Annotated in this window: 21 protein-coding genes; 10 read left to right on the top strand and 11 right to left on the bottom strand. The window is 60.3% G+C overall.

Going from position 1 to position 17,242, the window contains the following annotated elements; all coding sequences use genetic code 11:
- Nucleotides 1-8: 8 nt before the first annotated feature.
- From corA to mpl, 9 genes are all read right to left on the bottom strand, one after another.
- The gene (gene corA, locus TSA66_RS10115) at nt 9-971 is read right to left on the bottom strand and encodes a magnesium/cobalt transporter CorA (RefSeq protein WP_040039909.1); all 963 of its coding nucleotides are present in this window, start codon (nt 969-971) and stop codon (nt 9-11) included.
- A 328-nt stretch (nt 972-1,299) separates the two neighbouring features.
- Nucleotides 1,300-1,704, bottom strand: a complete 405-nt coding sequence (locus TSA66_RS10110) for a hypothetical protein (protein ID WP_040039908.1) — start codon at nt 1,702-1,704, stop codon at nt 1,300-1,302.
- Between the two features lie 15 nt (nt 1,705-1,719).
- A complete protein-coding gene (gene mtgA / locus TSA66_RS10105) occupies nt 1,720-2,415 on the bottom strand; it encodes a monofunctional biosynthetic peptidoglycan transglycosylase (RefSeq protein WP_040039907.1) in 696 nt (231 codons plus the stop codon).
- A 6-nt stretch (nt 2,416-2,421) separates the two neighbouring features.
- Nucleotides 2,422-3,234, bottom strand: coding sequence for a shikimate dehydrogenase (gene aroE, locus TSA66_RS10100; RefSeq protein WP_040039906.1), 813 nt, complete (start codon nt 3,232-3,234; stop codon nt 2,422-2,424).
- Nucleotides 3,231-4,118 carry a TonB C-terminal domain-containing protein gene (locus tag TSA66_RS10095; RefSeq protein ID WP_040039905.1) on the bottom strand — a complete coding sequence of 296 codons (888 nt, stop codon included), beginning with the start codon at nt 4,116-4,118 and terminating at the stop codon, nt 3,231-3,233. The genes aroE and TSA66_RS10095 overlap by 4 nt, the downstream gene beginning before the upstream one ends.
- A 93-nt stretch (nt 4,119-4,211) precedes the next feature.
- A complete protein-coding gene (locus TSA66_RS10090) occupies nt 4,212-6,206 on the bottom strand; it encodes a ribonuclease catalytic domain-containing protein (RefSeq protein WP_040039904.1) in 1,995 nt (664 codons plus the stop codon).
- Nucleotides 6,207-6,229: 23 nt separating this feature from the next.
- Nucleotides 6,230-6,793, bottom strand: coding sequence for a chorismate--pyruvate lyase family protein (locus tag TSA66_RS10085; protein ID WP_040039903.1), 564 nt, complete (start codon nt 6,791-6,793; stop codon nt 6,230-6,232).
- Nucleotides 6,790-7,368: a YqiA/YcfP family alpha/beta fold hydrolase gene (locus TSA66_RS10080; RefSeq protein WP_040039902.1), complete on the bottom strand. Its 579-nt coding sequence runs from the start codon at nt 7,366-7,368 to the stop codon at nt 6,790-6,792. Before TSA66_RS10080 ends, TSA66_RS10085 begins: the two co-directional genes overlap by 4 nt.
- Nucleotides 7,365-8,741, bottom strand: coding sequence for a UDP-N-acetylmuramate:L-alanyl-gamma-D-glutamyl-meso-diaminopimelate ligase (mpl, locus tag TSA66_RS10075; protein WP_040039901.1), 1,377 nt, complete (start codon nt 8,739-8,741; stop codon nt 7,365-7,367). The genes TSA66_RS10080 and mpl overlap by 4 nt, the downstream gene beginning before the upstream one ends.
- 141 nt (nt 8,742-8,882) lie before the next feature.
- Here mpl and TSA66_RS10070 point away from each other — a divergent pair, with 141 nt between their 5' ends.
- The 9 genes from TSA66_RS10070 (at nt 8,883) to TSA66_RS10030 (ending at nt 16,062) form a co-directional block, all read left to right on the top strand.
- The gene (locus tag TSA66_RS10070; RefSeq protein WP_040039900.1) at nt 8,883-9,497 is read left to right on the top strand and encodes a hypothetical protein; all 615 of its coding nucleotides are present in this window, start codon (nt 8,883-8,885) and stop codon (nt 9,495-9,497) included.
- Nucleotides 9,494-10,015, top strand: a complete 522-nt coding sequence (locus TSA66_RS10065) for a TlpA disulfide reductase family protein (protein ID WP_040039899.1) — start codon at nt 9,494-9,496, stop codon at nt 10,013-10,015. The genes TSA66_RS10070 and TSA66_RS10065 overlap by 4 nt, the downstream gene beginning before the upstream one ends.
- Before the next feature lie 82 nt (nt 10,016-10,097).
- Complete coding sequence (aroQ, locus tag TSA66_RS10060; RefSeq protein ID WP_040039898.1) at nt 10,098-10,535, top strand: type II 3-dehydroquinate dehydratase; 438 nt, start codon at nt 10,098-10,100, stop codon at nt 10,533-10,535.
- Between the two features lie 79 nt (nt 10,536-10,614).
- Nucleotides 10,615-11,079 carry an acetyl-CoA carboxylase biotin carboxyl carrier protein gene (accB, locus tag TSA66_RS10055; protein ID WP_040039897.1) on the top strand — a complete coding sequence of 155 codons (465 nt, stop codon included), beginning with the start codon at nt 10,615-10,617 and terminating at the stop codon, nt 11,077-11,079.
- A gap of 57 nt (nt 11,080-11,136) precedes the next feature.
- Nucleotides 11,137-12,516: an acetyl-CoA carboxylase biotin carboxylase subunit gene (gene accC / locus TSA66_RS10050; protein WP_040039896.1), complete on the top strand. Its 1,380-nt coding sequence runs from the start codon at nt 11,137-11,139 to the stop codon at nt 12,514-12,516.
- A 13-nt stretch (nt 12,517-12,529) separates the two neighbouring features.
- Nucleotides 12,530-13,441 carry a 50S ribosomal protein L11 methyltransferase gene (gene prmA / locus TSA66_RS10045; RefSeq protein WP_040039895.1) on the top strand — a complete coding sequence of 304 codons (912 nt, stop codon included), beginning with the start codon at nt 12,530-12,532 and terminating at the stop codon, nt 13,439-13,441.
- A 2-nt stretch (nt 13,442-13,443) separates the two neighbouring features.
- Nucleotides 13,444-14,574: a DUF3426 domain-containing protein gene (locus TSA66_RS10040; protein ID WP_040039894.1), complete on the top strand. Its 1,131-nt coding sequence runs from the start codon at nt 13,444-13,446 to the stop codon at nt 14,572-14,574.
- Nucleotides 14,575-14,659: 85 nt separating this feature from the next.
- Complete coding sequence (locus TSA66_RS10035) at nt 14,660-15,592, top strand: carbohydrate kinase family protein (RefSeq protein WP_040039893.1); 933 nt, start codon at nt 14,660-14,662, stop codon at nt 15,590-15,592.
- Nucleotides 15,593-15,600: 8 nt separating this feature from the next.
- A complete protein-coding gene (locus TSA66_RS10030) occupies nt 15,601-16,062 on the top strand; it encodes an outer membrane lipoprotein (protein ID WP_084199462.1) in 462 nt (153 codons plus the stop codon).
- Nucleotides 16,063-16,105: 43 nt separating this feature from the next.
- Here TSA66_RS10030 and TSA66_RS10025 read toward each other — a convergent pair whose 3' ends face one another.
- Nucleotides 16,106-16,414, bottom strand: a complete 309-nt coding sequence (locus tag TSA66_RS10025) for a DUF167 domain-containing protein (RefSeq protein ID WP_040039892.1) — start codon at nt 16,412-16,414, stop codon at nt 16,106-16,108.
- Nucleotides 16,411-16,953 carry a YggT family protein gene (locus TSA66_RS10020; RefSeq protein ID WP_040039891.1) on the bottom strand — a complete coding sequence of 181 codons (543 nt, stop codon included), beginning with the start codon at nt 16,951-16,953 and terminating at the stop codon, nt 16,411-16,413. The genes TSA66_RS10025 and TSA66_RS10020 overlap by 4 nt, the downstream gene beginning before the upstream one ends.
- A 29-nt stretch (nt 16,954-16,982) precedes the next feature.
- On the opposite strand from TSA66_RS10020, the gene TSA66_RS28205 reads away from it, so the two are divergent.
- Nucleotides 16,983-17,242: hypothetical protein (locus TSA66_RS28205; protein ID WP_232429446.1), on the top strand; the 260-nt coding region annotated here is incomplete at its 3' end.

Genomic DNA, 17,242 nt, shown 5'->3' with positions numbered 1-17,242 from the left:
CGCCCTCGTCAGAGCCAGCCGCGCCGACGGAAATACCAGAACGGTACGACGGCACTGGCCACCATCAATCCCAGCGCGAACGGATATCCCATATCCCACTGCAGCTCGGGCAGAATCTTGAAGTTCATCCCGTAGATGCTGGCAATGAGCGTCGGCGGCAGGAAGGCGACCGAGGCCACCGAGAAGATCTTGATGATCTTGTTCTGGTTAATGTTGATGAAGCCGACGGTGGCATCCATCAGGAAGTTGATCTTGTCGAACAGGAAGGCGGTATGGCCGTCGAGCGATTCGATATCGCGCAGGATCTGCCGCGCTTCTTCGAACTGCTCCGAATTCAGCAGGCGTCCGCGCATCAGGAAGCTTACCGCGCGCCGCGTGTCCATCATGTTGCGGCGGATGCGGCCGTTCAAGTCTTCTTCCTGCGCAATGGCATTCAGGGCCGCTGCCGCATCCTGGTCGTTCAATTCCTTTTGCAGCACGCTGCGGCTGACGTCTTCCAGGCTCTGATAGATGCCTTCGAGGGCGTCGGCCGAGTATTCGGCATCGGTTGCGTACAAGTCGAGCAGCACATCCTTGTAATCGCCGATCGACCCCGGCCGCGAACGCGCACGCATGCGCACCAGGCGAAACACCGGCAAGTCGTCGGTGTGCATCGAAAACAGCATGTCTTTGGCGAGGATGAACGCGACCGTCACGACCCGCGACGGCCCATCGTCTTCTTCGAGCAGGAAATCGGTGCGCAGGTGCAGGTCGCCATTCTCCGCTTCGTAATAGCGGGCGGAGGCCTCGATATCCTTGACTTCGTCTTCGCCCGGCAGGGTCACGCCATAGATGCTCTTCACCCATGCGCGTTCCTCGTCATTCGGATCGGTCAGATCGACCCATACCGGAGCCGTTCGTTCCAGGTCGAGCCTGCTCTCGATGTTGACCTGGTTCAACCGTCCGTTCTGCAAGACGAAAACATTAATCATGTGCTCTCCCGGCCATGAGTGTCATGACATGGCCCTCCCGTGGCGGGTAGCCACAGGTCGATTGAATGACAGGGAGCGCGACCATCTGGATGGTCAGGACGCGCCGCCCACCGGCTATCGGCGAGTGGCGCTTTGAAACGGATTGCCGCTAAAGCACTAGCTTGCCGATGGATTGTCCGCTGATGGCTGACAAGTTGTACTGGGACTACCCAAGTCGGGTCTCCGGAAACAAAAACAGCGCAAGTGTACTGATAACGATAGCGGCAAGCAAGGGTCATTGAAGGTGGCAACCGCCAATTCATTCCGTGCGTGATTCGCGTGCGTAACCTTAGCGCTGTACAGCCTTTTCGATCATCTTTTCCTGCACTGTTTCCGGCAGATTGGTCGGCTGCAAAGCAGGCGACGCCTTCGGCGCCTCGATGCCTTTGGTGTCCTGCAGTGCAAGCCGGCGGCTGGTCGGATTTCCCGCGCCGCATTCCACGTTGGAGTAGGTCACCTTTCCATCAATTAGGCATTTACGGATGGCTGCGGATTCCGTGCGCCCTGCCTGCGCGGCCACATCCTGCACGGTTTGGCCGGCATCGGTACGCTTGACACGTTGCCATGCATCCCCAAACAGATTACGTTCGTGCCGCATTGACAACAGTGTGCCGACTGCCGCCAGGGTCACGACACCGATGACGACCGCAGCCCAAAACAAACTCAGTTCGCCTCTCTGGTACGTCAATTTCATCCACGCCCTCCACGCTCAGGGAAGTTCGGCCGCGCCCATGCGGCGCAAGATCAGGTTGGTACGGCGAGCCAAATAGGTCGAGGCGCGGTTCTTGTCGTAGTAGCGCGGGCGCGGCAGCATGACGGCAAGCCGCGCAGCCTGGCTCGCACTCAGACTGGCAGCGGACGTGCCGTAATAATGCTGAGCCGCCGCTTCGGCGCCGAACACGCCGTTCCCCCATTCGACCACATTCAGGTAAATCTCGAAGATGCGCTCTTTATCCATCAGGAATTCAAGCATGTAGGTGATCGCGATTTCCTGCGCCTTGCGCACATAGCTGCGGTCGCCCGACAGGAACAGGTTTTTCGCCAGCTGCTGGGTGATCGTGGAGCCGCCCGCCACCACCTTGCCCTTCCTGGAGTTTTTTTCGTACGCTTTTTGCAGGGCTTCCCAGTCGACGCCTTCATGCTCGGAGAAATTCGAATCCTCGGAAGCAATGATGGCGCGCTTGAGGTTGTTCGAGATGCGGCCGTAAGGCACCCACTTGTGCTGCAGCTGCGCATCGGGATTTTTTTCGCGTAGCACCGAAAGCTGGCGCCGCATGAAGCTGGTCGAGTCCGGGTTGTGGTCCACCCACCACCATATCTGGATGAAGAAGAACAACTGCATCACCAGCACGAACAGCACCGGCACCAGGACAAGCCACAGCAATAGCTTGCGCAGCATCTTCATCTGGAATCAGAGCGCCGCGCGCAGTTCGGCATACACCGGCGCCGTTTCCGGCCGTACGCCGCGCCAGCCGAAGAAGGCTTCGGCAGCCTGCTCCACCAGCATGCCAAGCCCGTCACGCACGGCAGCGCCGTGCTGTGCGGCGAAGCGCATGAAGATGGTCGGCTCCGCGCCGTACATCATGTCGTAGGCAAATGTGTCCTTGCCAAACACGACCGGCGCGACGGGCGGCAGATCGGCGTTCAGGCTGGCGGACGTCGCATTGATTACAATATCAAAGGATTCCTGCAAGGCTTCAAAGGAGCATGAGCGAACGTTGCCCTGACTGGCGAACTGGCGCGCAAGGTCGTCGGCCTTCGACACCGTGCGGTTGGCGATCACCAGCGCTGCCGGGCGCTGCTGCAGCAATGGCAGCAGCACGCCGCGCGTCGCTCCGCCGGCACCAAGCAGCAAGACCTTTTTCCCGCTGATTTCGGTGCCCGCATTGCGAACGATGTCATTGACCAGGCCGATGCCGTCGGTGTTGTCGCCGACGATCGCGCCCTCGGAAAACGTGAGCGTGTTGACCGCTCCGGCCGCCTGCGCGCGCTCGGTGTGCGAAGTGGCAAGGGCGTAAGCCTCCAGCTTGAACGGCACCGTCACGTTGGCGCCCTTGACGCCCTGCCCGATCAGACTCCGGACCGTCTGCTCGAACCCGTCGAGCGGCGCCAGGACACGTTCGTAGGCCATGTCTTGGCAAGTCTGTGCGGCAAAGCGCGCATGAATTTCAGGCGATTTGCTGTGCGCAATCGGATTGCCGATGACCACGTAACGCCCAGTCAATTCACGCCCTCCCGCATGGTCGCCTGCAAGCCTTCTCGCGTAAAGTCGAACAATGCCGTCATCACCCAGACGTCGCCTCGCGACGAGCGCATGTTCTGTGGGAAGACGCCGAACGGTGCCGAACGGCGGATGATGCGCTTGGCGGCCTCGTCGAGTGCCGGGTTGCCGGACGGGCGGTCGATGGTGATGCCATTGTCGCCATCCGCGCTGTACAGCTTCCCGTCCTGGAATACCGAGATCGAAATCATGACCTTGCCGTACAGCGGCCTGCCGTCCTTCTGCGGGAAGTTCAGGGTGCCGATCTGCTCGATGCGGCGTCGCACGCTGTCGTAGTACATCGCATAGCCGACTTCCCGGGTGGCGGGCGAAATGAAGGTCTTCTTCGGCCGTTTGTTTTCATCCTCGATGCGCTTGGCGATCTCGGCCTCGCGCCGCATGATTTCGCGCGCACTCTCGGTCATGTCGGTGCCATCCGGCCGCGCCTGCGCCTCCGGCTTGTGCTGATCCCTGACCGGCGCCGACGTGAAGCGCGCCTTTTTATTCAGCTGGGTCAGCATGCGCTGCTGCTTTTCGAGTTCGTCGATGCGCCGCTGCAGCGCCTTCATCGCTTCGCCATCGGCACTTTTGCCCATGTCCGGCAAGGGCGACGTGGCGCGCCCGGCTTCGGCATGGCCGCCGCCGTCGAGGTTGGCTTGCGCCAGCGCGTCGGCCTTCAGCGGCTTCCTGTCATGCTTGGCGTTGACGAGAATGACTTCCAGACCGGGGTCGACCGGCTTGAACTGGAAGGCCTCGGGCGCAGCGAATCGCACTGCCAGCAACGCGCCGTGCAACAGCACCGATGCCGCCACGGCGATGGACAACGTGCGGTTTTGATCAAATAGCATTACGCGTATACAAGACGGCGATTGCAGAAGGATGGAATTTTACGATAAAGGCCGTACGGAAAGTGTTGTGAATAGCGGTGAATAATGCCGTCTTTATTGCTGCTGGGGCGACTCGGCCGCAGCTTCCTCCTCGCTTGCGGCGTCTTCCTCCTCCACCACCAGCGCGGACGCCTCCTCGGCGTCGGCCGGCTCTGTTGTCATTTCGATCAGTCTTGCCTCGATCGTGAGATCGACTTCATCCCAGCGGATCAGATCGAGCTTGACGTGCACGCCGCGCGCAGCCTGCGGCATGCCGGGCAGGCGAATGATTAATGGAATGTCAACCAGACGCAGCACTTCATCCTTGAGTACCACGGCATCGACCTGCCGCGCGTTTTCCTGCGCCAGCCAGCGCAGGCACCAGTAACGTTCCATGCCGGACTGGAAATCGGCATACGCCGAATAGGCGGCGTCGAACGCGGAAACGATCGCAAACAGGTCGGCGTCCTTGGGCTTGAACGGCGCCACCAGCGGCGCCGTCACGCCATGCTCGGCGCAGGCCAGAATCTGCCACTGGTTCACCAGGTCGGTGTAGCGCCGCAACGGCGAGGTGCTCCATGCATACTGGTCGACACCCAGCCCCTGATGCGGCGCTGCGTGCGTCACCATCCGCACCTGCATCTTCGCCGCCCAGCCGCCGCCACCGCCGCCCTGGCTGCGGTAAATGCCGGGCACGCCGTGGTCGTGCATGAGCTTGCCCCAGGTGCTGTTGGCAAAGATCATCAGCTCGGCAACGATCTTGTCCAGCGGCGCGCCGCGCTTGCGGCGCACGATGGAGACGACGTCATCCTCGACATAGAAATTGAAGTCGACGCGATTGGTCTGCTCCGGCTTCAGGCCGAAGCTCTCGCGCTTGGCCATGCGCGCCTTTTCCAGCACTTGTACCCACTGCCACAGCAAGGCGATCTCGTCCTTGTGCGCATACTCGCCGGCGCCGGCCGCCAGGTTTTCCTCGGTGACCAGTTCATCCAGGTCGTTGTGGCGCAGGTTGGCAGCGATCGGCACTGCTTCCGCGCGGATCTCGGTCGATACCACCGACCAGTCGGCCGGGTCGAGCGTCGCGTACAAGGATACCGCCGGGCAGGTCTTGCCTTCGGCCAGCGTGAACGCGTCGACCAGCGCATCCGGCAGCATAGTGATTTTGTCTCCCGGCATGTAGACAGTCGACAGGCGCTGTCGCGCGATCGCGTCGATCGCGTCGCCGCGCTTGATGCCGAGCGCCGGGGCGGCGATGTGAATGCCAACCCGCACCTTGCCGTCGTCCAGCTGCACAACCGACAACGCGTCGTCGATTTCAGTCGTCGTCACATCGTCGATCGAAAAGGCCCGCACATCAGCAACCGGCAACTCCGGCACCACGGGAAGGTCGATGGATGGAAAACCGGTCCCCTTCGGAAAATACTCGAACAGGAATTTCGCCAGATGCAGCTGCTTCGGCGAGCCGATCCCGCCGGCGGCCAGCATCAGGCGTTGCGGCGACGTCTGCAGCTCAGCGCACGCCGCCTCCAGCGCCTTGTATTCGATGCCGTTCTTGTCCGGCCTGAACAGCAGCTGCAGCGCCAGCGGTTTCATGGCGTCCGGCAGACGGTGCGCTTTCAGCTCTTCCGCATACTGCGCCTGGATCAGCGCCTGCTGCTTTTTCTTTTCGATGCCTGCCAACGCGGCTTTGAGCGAGGTCTCCGGCGCCGCCTTGTAGCGCCCCTTGCCCTTCTTGTAGAAATAGACGGGGGCGCTGTGCAGGCGCAGCAGCAATCCGGCGGCCTCGTCAGGGCGCGGCGCGTGGCCGAAATATTCCGCCCCCAGTTCGGCAAAGCCAAACTCTTCTTCGCCAGCGACTTCCCACAAAAAATCCAGGTCGATGTCGTCAGCAATCGCCTGTGCATCTGCCATCAGCTGCGCAGGCTCGGGCGTTGCAAATTGCAGCAGCACGTCGCGCGCTTTGACCTTGGTGCGCTTGCCGGTCTGCATTTCGACCTGATAAGCCTCGCCTTGTTGCGACAACACCGTGCCGGCTTTGAAGTCGCCGGATTCCTCGAAAAAAAGATTCATCGATTGCTTTGCTTATATAAAAACTATGTTCGTGTCAGCGCGGCGATCGCCGGCAGAAACAGCTCGGTGACCAGCAACACGCCGTTCTTGCGGCGATACAGGCAGCGGCGTGCGAACAATGGAAAATTGACTGCGTCGCGTCCTACCGCCTTACGGGCCCGCCGCGCCAGCGGATGCTGCTCGCGCAATCGTGCAAATTGCAAGGTGCCGCGCATCACGCGCGGGTCGCCGAACAGCGTGGTGCCGAGCGAACGCTCGCCCAGCGTGCCGAAAAACGGCCAGTCGGAAGTGGTTGCACTGAGCGGCACCACCGTATGCGCATAGACGACCGGGCGGCCGTCGCATTGCAGCAGCACTTCCCGCTCCTGCACGCAGGCGCGGCGCGGCAGGTCGATCATCGCATGCTCGTCCGCCAGACAGAAAGCGCGCGCCTGGTGCAGCCGGCGCACCCGGAAATGCTGGCTGTGCGCAATCAGCTTGACCGTCAGCGATTCCGTGTCGGTCAGCCAGCCGCGCATGGCGCGCGTCGGATTGACCCCATTTACATGCGACACCCAGCGCGCATGCCCTACTGCGTGAAATGTCACTTGCACGCCTCCCCGACGCCGCAAAATGTCAATACCCGATCCACGTATCGCCCGAATTCGGAAATGCCGTGGTCGCTGCCTTCGATCACAAGCTGGTTGGCGCCCGGATAATGCGCCACCATCTCGCGCCAGTCGAGCACTTCGTCGCCGGTGGCGGCGATCAGGAAATACCGCTCCGGGCGCGTGACGCGCGCTACTTCCAGCGCCCTAAGTTCATCGATGTATTCCCGCTTGAACTTGAACGGCTGGTCAGAATGGTAGGCGGTGCTTACGCCAACGTATTTTTCCAGGTCGCGCGGCGGCTTGACCGCCGGATTGAGCAGCACCGCGCGGCAGCCGAACTGCTCGGCCAGCCAGGTCGCGTAATAGCCGCCCAAGGATGACCCGATCAGGGTCGCCGCTGGACCGGCAGCTCGCACGATGTGCGAGGCCAGCGCAATCGCTTCGCGCGGCGACGCCGGCAGTTGCGGGCAGCGGTATTGACCTTCTTGTCCAAGCGCCCGCAGGCGTTCTCCAAGCAGGCGTGCCTTGAATGACTGCGGCGACGAGCGAAAGCCGTGCAGATAAAGAATCATTGCGCGAGCGCGTCCAGGATCTTCTGGTGCACCCCGCCGAATCCCCCGTTACTCATCACCAGCACATGGTCGCCCGCCTTGGCCGCCTTCACGATTGCCTGCACCAGCCCATCCAGCTCGTCGAACGCCGCCGCCTTGGCACCGAGCGGCGCGAGTGCTTCGCCCAGGTTCCAGCCGAGCGCATCCTTGCCGGATTTCGCGCCGTAGCCGAACACCAGGTCGGCATCGACCAGACTGTCGGGCAGTGCCCCCTTCATGGTGCCGAGTTTCATGGTATTGGAGCGCGGCTCCAGCACGGCCAGAATGCGCGCGCTCCCCACCTTCTTGCGCAGGCCGGCCACGGTAGTCGCAATCGCCGTCGGATGATGGGCGAAGTCGTCATAGACCGTCACGCCGTTGACCGCGCCGCGCACTTCCATGCGACGCTTGACGTTCTCGAACTTGCCGAGCGACTCGATCGCCTGCGCGGGCGGCACGCCCACATGGCGCGCAGCGGCAATCGCGGCGACTGCATTGAGCCGGTTATGCTCGCCGGTCAGTTCCCAGTCCACCGTCCCCTGCACTTCGCCATCGAAGCGCACATCAAAGCTGCCGTCTTCATGCGTGCGGAAGGCCCAGCCATTGCCGCCATCCACGCCGAACCATTCCTTGTCGCTCCAGCAGCCGCGTGCCACCACGCGCTGCAGCGACTCTTCGCGGCCGTTGACGATCAGACGTCCGACGCCGGGCACGGTGCGCACCAGATGATGGAACTGGGTTTCGATCGCGCCCAGGTCCGGGAAAATGTCGGCGTGATCGTATTCCAGGTTGTTCAGGACGGCCGTCTTCGCCCGGTAATGCACGAACTTGCTGCGCTTGTCGAAGAACGCCGTGTCGTATTCGTCCGCCTCGATCACGAAAAAGGCAGAATCGGCTTCCTTACCCGACAGGCGCGCGGAAATGCCGAAATTCATCGGCACGCCGCCGATCAAAAAACCCGGATGGTAGCCGGCGTCTTCCAGAATCCAGGCCAGCATCGACGAGGTAGTGGTCTTGCCGTGGGTGCCGGCGACCGCCAGCACCCATTTGTTTTGCAGGATGTGCTCACCGATCCATTGCGGTCCCGAGGTGTAGCGCAGGCCGCGGTTGAGGATTTCTTCCATCAGCGGATTGCTGCGCGAAACGACATTCCCGATCACGAACAGGTCGGGCTTCAAGTCCACCTGTTCCGGGCCGAAGCCTTCAATCAGCTCGATGCCTTGCGCTTCGAGCTGAGTGCTCATTGGAGGATAAACATTGGCGTCGCAGCCAGTCACCTTGTGGCCGGCTTCCTTGGCCAGCACTGCAAGGCCGCCCATGAAGGTGCCGCAGATGCCGAGAATATGGATGTGCATCGTATGAAATGAAAATTAAATCTGACCAAAACACGCGGCAAAAGGTCCAATCAGAAAGACTGGCCAGCACGCGCAAGCAATTTCTGGCGAATCCAAGATTTTACCTGACCCTCGTCCTCGCTACGGGGTATCATCCACGCCATGAGCAATTACTCCTCCAATATAGAGACATTGCGTGCCGAAATTGCAGCAGCAGCAGCGCGCATGATTGCCGAAGACGGCGCCGATTATGGCACCGCAAAGCGTAAGGCAGCCAAGCAAATCTTGGGGAATACAAAAGTTCGTGGCGACATCATGCCCGATAACGCCCAGATTGAAGAAGAAGTTCGGCAATATAATGAATTGTTCTTTGCAGACAGCCAACCGGCGCGCCTATTGCATCTTAGGAAACTAGCGCTGCGCATGATGGACGAGCTGGCGCAATTTACGCCCTATCTGATCGGCGCCGTATTGAATGGTACGGCGGGCGAGCATTCGGATATCCACTTGCAACTTTTTCCAGACAGCGCCAAGGATGTAGAAATTTTTCTTATTAATAAGAATGTCGATTTCGAAGTCTCGGAAAGCGCGCATTTCAAAGGACGGGGTGAGCCGGTGGAAACCCTGAGTTTTCTCTGGCAAAACGAAGGCATACATCTTGCTCTATACGAAATAGATGACTTGCGTGGTGCGCTCAAAGGCGGCGCGGAAGGCAAGCTGGTTCGTGCCGACAAGGATGCGGTCCGCACGCTCATCGCGGAATCTGAAGAAAAATGAAGAAAAATATTCTCTTATTTAGCGCAATTGCACTGACATTCGCTACGCTCGGCTTTTTCCTGAGCAACGCCCAGCAGCAACCCAAGACGCCCGATATGGCAGCCGTGGCCAAGCTATTGTCGGAAACCATGCCCGACGCCAGCGGTAAACCTCAGGTTCTGGACCAATGGGAAGGGAAACCGCTGATTGTAAATTTCTGGGCAACATGGTGTGCGCCGTGCGTTGCTGAAATGCCGGAGTTGTCTGCTTTGCAGGCCGAACTGGCGCCGACCAAAGTCCAGATTCTTGGCATTGGCATTGATTCCGCTGCAAATATCGCCGAATTTGCAACCAAATATAAGATTGCTTACCCGCTTTATGTGGGCGGAATGAATGCCTCCGAATTGGCGCGCCAACTTGGCAATCAGGCAGGCGGCCTTCCGTTTACGGTCATAATCGGCTCGGATGGTCGGGTCAGGAAAACCTATCTCGGCAGACTCAAGATGCAGGCGTTAAAGAACGACCTGAAAGCACTGTAAAGGCAAGATATCTTTTCTCCTTGCCAATCGGCATCATTTGGCGGCAAAATGCGCCATTCTCGTCAAACGGAGCGGCAACTCCATGGCAAAAAAAATTCTTCTGGTTAATGGCCCGAACCTGAATTTGCTGGGCACGCGTGAACCGGAAGTCTACGGATCGACGACGCTCGCCGATATCGAACGCGCAGCAATCGAGCAAGCGCAAGCTGCCGGTGCAGCTCTCGTCAGCTATCAAAGCAATCACGAAGGCGCGCTGATCGACCGCATTCACGATGCCAGGAAAGAAGGGATCGATGCCATCGTCATCAATCCGGGTGGCTTGACGCATACCAGCGTCGCGCTGCGTGATGCCTTGGCGGGAGTTGCCATTCCTTTTGTCGAAGTACATATCTCTAATGTTCATCAACGTGAAGCATTCCGGCATCATTCCTTTCTGTCTGCAATCGCGGTAGGCGTCATTTGCGGGCTGGGGGTGGAAGGATATCGGGCAGCGATCGAATTCGCGTTGAAAAAACTCTAATTTCCGGGATTTTGCCGCGAACAACTTATAATTTGCGGCGAATTGAAACGTGACACACAAATAATCTGAGGGATTTCATATGGATCTAAGAAAACTCAAGACGCTGATCGACCTGGTCGCCGAATCGGACATCGCCGAACTGGAAGTGACCGAGGGCGACAGCAAAGTCCGTATCGTCAAATCCTCTGGCGTACCGCAAAGCCAGGTCGTCATGATGCCGCAGCAATCGATGCCGCAGAACATGGCGGCGCCTGCCGCGCCGCAAGCGCCCGCCGCCGCGCCTGTTGCGGCTGCTCCCGCCGAGCCGGAAGGCCATGTGGTGAAGTCGCCGATGGTCGGCACCTTCTACCGCGCTTCCGCCCCGGGCAAGCCGCCATTCGTCGAGGTCGGTTCGACCGTGAAGGAAGGCGACACCCTGTGCATCATCGAAGCGATGAAGCTGCTCAATGAAATCGATGCCGACGCGTCGGGTGTCATCAAGCAGATCCTGGTTGAAAACGGCCAGCCGGTGGAGTTCGGCCAGCCGCTGTTCGTGATCGGTTAAGTGTCGCGCATCCTAGTTCACGCCGTTCCCAAACGCACTTAACGCATCACAATAAACATGTTTGAAAAAATCCTCATTGCCAACCGCGGCGAGATCGCGTTGCGTATCCAGCGCGCCTGCCGCGAGATGGGCATCAGAACCGTGGTCGTCCATTCGGAAGCCGACCGCGATGCTAAATACGTCAAGCTGGCCGACGAGTCGGTCTGCATCGGCCCGGCCCCCTCCGCTCAAAGCTATTTGAATATGCCAGCGATTATCAGCGCGGCAGAAGTCACTGACGCTGAAGCCATTCACCCCGGCTACGGCTTCCTGTCGGAGAACGCCGACTTCGCCGAACGCGTGGAAAAATCCGGTTTCGTCTTCATCGGCCCACGGCCGGAATCGATCCGCCTCATGGGCGACAAGGTCTCCGCCAAGCACGCTATGATCAAGGCCGGCGTGCCCTGCGTGCCCGGCTCGGAAGGCGCCTTGCCGGAAGATCCGAAGGAAATCATCCGCATTGCGCGCAAGATCGGCTACCCGGTCATCATCAAAGCGGCCGGCGGCGGCGGCGGACGCGGCATGCGCGTCGTGCACACCGAGGCAGCCCTGCTCAACGCCGTTACCATGACCAAGACGGAGGCCGGTGCAGCATTCGGCAATCCGGAAGTCTATATGGAGAAGTACCTGGAAAATCCGCGCCACGTGGAAATTCAGGTGCTGGCTGACGAGTTCAAGAATGCAGTCTGGCTGGGCGAACGCGACTGTTCGATGCAGCGCCGCCACCAGAAAGTGATCGAGGAAGCGCCCGCTCCCGGCATTCCGCGCAAGCTGATCGAACGCATCGGCGACCGCTGCGCGGAAGCCTGCCGCAAGATCGGCTACCGCGGCGCAGGTACGTTCGAATTCCTCTATGAAAACGGCGAGTTCTACTTCATCGAGATGAACACTCGTATCCAGGTGGAGCATCCGGTCACCGAAATGATCACCGGCGTCGATCTGGTGCAGGAACAGATCCGCGTGGCAGCCGGCGAAAAACTGCGCTTCCGCCAGCGCGACATCACCTTGGCCGGGCATGCCATCGAATGCCGCATCAACGCGGAAGACCCGTTCAAGTTTACGCCGTCGCCCGGCCGCATCATCGCTTGGCACGCCCCGGGCGGCCCCGGCATCCGCGTCGACTCGCATGCCTACGCCGGCTATTTCGTGCCGCCGACTTATGATTCGATGGTCGGCAAGGTGATTGCGTATGGCGTGACACGCGACCAGGCGATCCGCCGCATGCAGATCGCGTTGTCGGAAATGGTCGTCGAAGGCATCCTGACCAATATTCCGCTGCACCGCGAACTGATGGTGGATGCGCGCTTCATCGAAGGCGGCACCAATATCCATTACCTGGAACAAAAGCTGGCCGAGAAGCCCGATCTGCCTAAAAATTCGGGCAAAACCGCTAAGTAAATAAGGCACGCACATGAGCTGGACTGAAATCGTCATCGAAGTTGCACGCGACCATGCGGAGGCGCTGTCCGACGCATTAATGGATGCGGGCGCGCTGTCGGTGTCGGTGGAAGACGCCGACGAGGGCACCGACGCGGAACGCCCTCTGTTCGGCGAGCCCGGCATGGAGCCGCCCGAAGCGGCATGGGAACACAGCCGCGTGGTCGCATTGGCGGAAGCCGATGCGGACCATGCCGCCATCGTGGCCGCCGCCGCCGCTGCTGCCGGCATCGATGCCGGCAAGGTTTCATACACACTGCGTCCGGTAGCCGAGCAGGACTGGGTCCGCCTGACGCAATCCCAGTTTGAACCGATCCACATCGGCAAGAATATCTGGGTGGTGCCAAGCTGGCACGACGCTCCTGATCCCACTGCGTTGCTGCTGGAACTGGACCCCGGACTGGCCTTTGGCACCGGTAGCCATCCCACCACCCGGCTTTGCATGGAATGGCTGGAAGCCAATGCGCCGCAAGGATCGGTGCTCGACTATGGCTGCGGTTCCGGCATTCTGGCGATGGTCGCCAAGAAGCTGGGGGCGGACCAGGTCATCGGCGTCGACATCGACCCGCAGGCTATCGAGTCCGCACGCTACAACAGCGAGCGCAATCGTTGCGACATCGCGTTTTACCTGCCGGAGGAATTTGCGGACGCCGGCCAGCCGCAGACCTTCGATGTGGTAGTTGCCAATATTCTGTCCAGCCCGCTGAAACTGATGGCGCCCATGCTGTCATCGCGCGTTGCCCCCGGCGGATCGCTGGTACTTTCCGGCATCCTTGCGCGCCAGGCCGACGAGGTCGCGGCCGCCTACGCTCCCTTCATCACCATGTCGGTATGGGCCGAGCATGACGGCTGGGTTGCGCTATCCGGGCAAGCCGCCAGTCGCTAGTCATGGCGCTCGCTACCCAGTGCCCTCATTGCCATACAACATTCCGGGTCGCGCATGACCAACTGAAGCTGCGCGCCGGACTGGTGCGCTGCGGCTCCTGCAAACAGATATTCAACGGTATCGAGAACCTGCTGCGCCCGGAGGAAGCCGAGCGTGCACTGCCCGCACCGACGCCGCAAGTTGCATCACCACATATAGCGCCCCCCGCCTCGGCAGAATCCCCGCAGCCAATGAACGAGCCAGCGACTGCGCCGGAAGCAGAAGACCTGGCTGAATCGGCACCGGCGGACGAAGTAGTGCCTGCCTCCATTCCAGACGAGGCTCCGGCCGCACAAGAAGACATCCGCGACGAGCAGATCCATCACGACGAAAACGCAAGCGACGACCCGTTGCAGCGCATGACGCTGATGGAATTCTCGCCTGCAGAGCCAAAGGCCGACGATACTCGCGGTGCGGCGTCTGAGCGACCCGGCATGGCGGACGAGCTCGATGCGCTGGAAAAGGCCATCGACGACATGCAGCGCCAGCCTTGGCGCGATCCGGCCGAAGAGGAAGAGCTGCCTGCGGCGGCTGACGAACCGGATCAAGCCGACGACAATGCCTATGAAGAACCCGCCTTCGTGAAGCAGGGACGACGCCGGCAGCGCATGCATCGGATTATGCGGATACTGATGGCCATCGGCTTGCCGATACTGCTGATCGCCGTTCTGGCGCAGGGCATCCATATCTTCCGCAACCAGCTCGCCGCAAGGTTCCCTGACGCCAAACCGGCACTGCTCACTGCCTGCCAACTGATCGGATGCGAAGTCGGCTTGCCGATGCAAATCGAGACAGTGGCCATCGAATCGAGCGAATTGCAGGCGGCGTCGGCCGATCAAAAGACCTTCAGCCTGTCTGTCCTGCTTGGCAATCACAGCGCAACCGTGCAAGCCTGGCCCAACATCGAGCTGACCCTGAACGATACGGAGGACAAACCGATTGTCCGCCGCATATTTACGCCGCGTGATTACCTACCGGCATCACAAGAGATCAGCAAGGGTTTCGCGCCAAAATCGGAACAAGCGGTCAAGCTTTACTTTGCGCTGGCACAGCTGAAGGCTTCCGGATATCGGGTTTATTTGTTCTATCCGTAGGCCGTGCTGTGCGGTCATGAAGATAACGCGCAGGGCCGAAACATCACCCGTACAATTTTCTATCTTTTCCACTAGACAGGCATCCATGACATCCCTCATCTGCGGCTCACTCGCATTCGACACCATCATGCTGTTCCAGGGACGCTTTTCCGAGGCGCTACTGGCCGATCAGCTGCACAAGATCAATGTTGCCTTCCTGGTGCCGGAAATCCGGCGCGAATTTGGCGGATGTGCCGGCAACATTGCCTACAACCTGAAGCTGCTGCAAGGCGACCCGCTCATCATGGCGACCATTGGCCAAGACGGCGGCCCTTATCTGGAGCGTCTGGACCGGCAGCAAATTTCCCGTCGCTGCATCCGCACCATCGAGACTTCGTATACGGCGCAAGCCTTCATCACGACGGACGCCGACAGCAACCAGATCACGGCATTCCATCCGGGCGCGATGGCGCTGTCGCATGAGAACCGGATCGCCGACGCCGGCCCGGTGAAGCTGGCGATCATCGCGCCGGACGGCCGCGACGGCATGCTGCAGCACGCAACCGATTGCGCGGAACGGGCACTGCCCTTCATTTTCGATCCTGGTCAGGGCTTGCCTATGTTTAGCGGAGCGGAGCTGGAGCGCTTCATTGAACTCGCTACCTATGTGGCGGTCAACGATTATGAGGCGGAATTGTTGATGCAGCGAACCGGCCTGACGCTGGAAAAAATCGCCGAACGGGTGTCGGCATTGATCGTCACCCGCGGCGAACAAGGCGCGGAAATCTACACCGACGGCAAGCGTATCGACATCCCTTGCGTTCAAGCCGACAAGGTGGTCGACCCGACCGGCTGCGGCGATGCGTTCCGCGCCGGCCTCCTGTACGGCCTGACGAATGGCATGGATTGGGTGACCACGGGGCGCCTTGCCAGCCTGATGGGCGCAATCAAGATCGCCTATCAGGGCGCACAAAATCACGCGCCGTCGCGCGATGAAATCGAGGATCGCTTTCAGAAGGCGTACGGATACCGGTTCTGAATTTCGACATGAGAACGAACATCATGCGCGTCGTGCTGCCGCTCTCGGTTTCGCTGTTATGCGCCTGCGCATCCCAGCAGCCATCGCCATCGGTCACGATGTCGACCGAGGGAACGACCATGGTACGCAGCGCCACCGTGGTGAATGTGCGCGATGTCACCGTGCGCGGTGACAACAGCCAGTCGTCCGGGCTGGTTTCGTTCGCGGGGGCCATTCTGGGAGGCATCGCCGGCAGCAAGATCGGCAATGGCAGCGGCAGCGTGGCGGCGAGCATCGGCGGCGCATTGGCTGGCGGGATGGCTGGACAGCATGCGGAGCAATCGGCGGCAACCCATAGTCATACCGAAGTAACGGTGCGCTTCGATAACGGTGACGAACGCACCTATTCGGTCGATCCGGGTCAGGACTTCCGTATCGGCGATGCCGTGCAGGTTACCGCTACGAACGCCGTGACACGCCTTAGCCGCTGAGCTTGCGGACACAGGCGTCGCCAGGCCTACGTTGCGCGGCGCCTTAGTGACTTATGCCAGGAAACAGCGCCAGGCGCACTTTCTCGGGTGTCAGCTGCGAAGCGACAATTTCAATCATCTTGCGCTTGCTGGTGTGGCCGTGGGTAATCGTCACGGCGCTTTTGGGAACGTCGAGCACATCAGCCAGATAGCGCACCAGCGCGTCATTTGCCTTGCCTTCGATCGGTTGCGCATGCAGCCGGATTTTCAGCGCGTCGTCGAGCACGCCGATCACCTCGCTCTTTTTCGCATTCGGCATGATTTGCACCGTCAATCGAATGCCGCGCGGCACTACGCTGCACCAGTCTTTCATGCGGCCGACAAAAGGAGTGTGCTCACCAGTTGCAGGCCGATACGCAGCAGGATGAGCGCCACGAGCGGTGACAGGTCGATACTGCCCACGAGCGGGATCACGCGACGCAGCGGACGCAGCAGCGGTTCATTCAGCGCGTGCACGAACGGTGCCAACGGCGCATGCGGATTCACCCAGCTGAAGATCGCTTCGATAATGATCAACCCCATGAAGCCGTAAAATATCCACTCGCACAAGCGCAGCAGCGACAGCAGCACCAGATATTGCGGAACAAAGTGCGACATCACCGCAAGATCGATCGCAACCGCGAGCAGAATCACCAAGAGGGTGCCAATCAGGCTGGCCCAGTCATAACCGCCGACGCCAGGCAGCATTTTGCGCAGTGGCTTGACCATCCAGTCGGTCAGCTGGAAGATGAACTGGCCGATCGATGACGGCGGCCGCACGCGTACGACCTGCATCCAGAAGCGGAGTAACAGCGCGCCTCCCAACACTGCGGCCACGCTATCGACTATCAAGGTAAGTATGCTTTCCAGCACTATCTGATCTCCAAATAAAAAAACCCGTCGTGCAACCCAAGGTCACACAACGGGCATTTTGCCTGAACTTAATCAGGCATCCAAGCAAGCCGTCAATTACGGACGGGTACCGGTCGGAAACGGCCAAGCCGCTGCCGGGTTCAGCGTGGTCTTTACAGCGGGAGCAGGAGCTGCTGCCGGCTTCTTGGCGACTGCTGCCTTCTTCGGAGCGGCTGCCTTTTTCGGAGCAGCTGCCTTTTTCGGAGCAGCTGCCTTTTTCGGAGCAGCTGCCTTTTTCGGAGCAGCTGCC

The organism is Noviherbaspirillum autotrophicum (genome assembly GCF_000818395.1).
GTDB lineage: Bacteria > Pseudomonadota > Gammaproteobacteria > Burkholderiales > Burkholderiaceae_D > Noviherbaspirillum > Noviherbaspirillum autotrophicum.
This window is presented reverse-complemented; position numbering and strand designations above follow the sequence as displayed.

Coding starts and splice junctions, on each gene's coding strand:
- mpl (WP_040039901.1), bottom strand. CDS start 8,741: ATGCACATCCATATTCTCGGCATCTGCGGCACCTTCATGGGCGGCCTT.
- TSA66_RS10040 (WP_040039894.1), top strand. CDS start 13,444: ATGGCGCTCGCTACCCAGTGCCCTCATTGCCATACAACATTCCGGGTC.
- mtgA (WP_040039907.1), bottom strand. CDS start 2,415: ATGAAGATGCTGCGCAAGCTATTGCTGTGGCTTGTCCTGGTGCCGGTG.
- accC (WP_040039896.1), top strand. CDS start 11,137: ATGTTTGAAAAAATCCTCATTGCCAACCGCGGCGAGATCGCGTTGCGT.
- aroQ (WP_040039898.1), top strand. CDS start 10,098: ATGGCAAAAAAAATTCTTCTGGTTAATGGCCCGAACCTGAATTTGCTG.
- TSA66_RS10035 (WP_040039893.1), top strand. CDS start 14,660: ATGACATCCCTCATCTGCGGCTCACTCGCATTCGACACCATCATGCTG.
- TSA66_RS10095 (WP_040039905.1), bottom strand. CDS start 4,118: ATGCTATTTGATCAAAACCGCACGTTGTCCATCGCCGTGGCGGCATCG.
- TSA66_RS10090 (WP_040039904.1), bottom strand. CDS start 6,206: ATGAATCTTTTTTTCGAGGAATCCGGCGACTTCAAAGCCGGCACGGTG.
- TSA66_RS10080 (WP_040039902.1), bottom strand. CDS start 7,368: ATGATTCTTTATCTGCACGGCTTTCGCTCGTCGCCGCAGTCATTCAAG.
- prmA (WP_040039895.1), top strand. CDS start 12,530: ATGAGCTGGACTGAAATCGTCATCGAAGTTGCACGCGACCATGCGGAG.
- TSA66_RS10025 (WP_040039892.1), bottom strand. CDS start 16,414: ATGAAAGACTGGTGCAGCGTAGTGCCGCGCGGCATTCGATTGACGGTG.
- TSA66_RS10110 (WP_040039908.1), bottom strand. CDS start 1,704: ATGAAATTGACGTACCAGAGAGGCGAACTGAGTTTGTTTTGGGCTGCG.
- corA (WP_040039909.1), bottom strand. CDS start 971: ATGATTAATGTTTTCGTCTTGCAGAACGGACGGTTGAACCAGGTCAAC.
- accB (WP_040039897.1), top strand. CDS start 10,615: ATGGATCTAAGAAAACTCAAGACGCTGATCGACCTGGTCGCCGAATCG.
- TSA66_RS10065 (WP_040039899.1), top strand. CDS start 9,494: ATGAAGAAAAATATTCTCTTATTTAGCGCAATTGCACTGACATTCGCT.
- TSA66_RS10070 (WP_040039900.1), top strand. CDS start 8,883: ATGAGCAATTACTCCTCCAATATAGAGACATTGCGTGCCGAAATTGCA.
- TSA66_RS10030 (WP_084199462.1), top strand. CDS start 15,601: ATGAGAACGAACATCATGCGCGTCGTGCTGCCGCTCTCGGTTTCGCTG.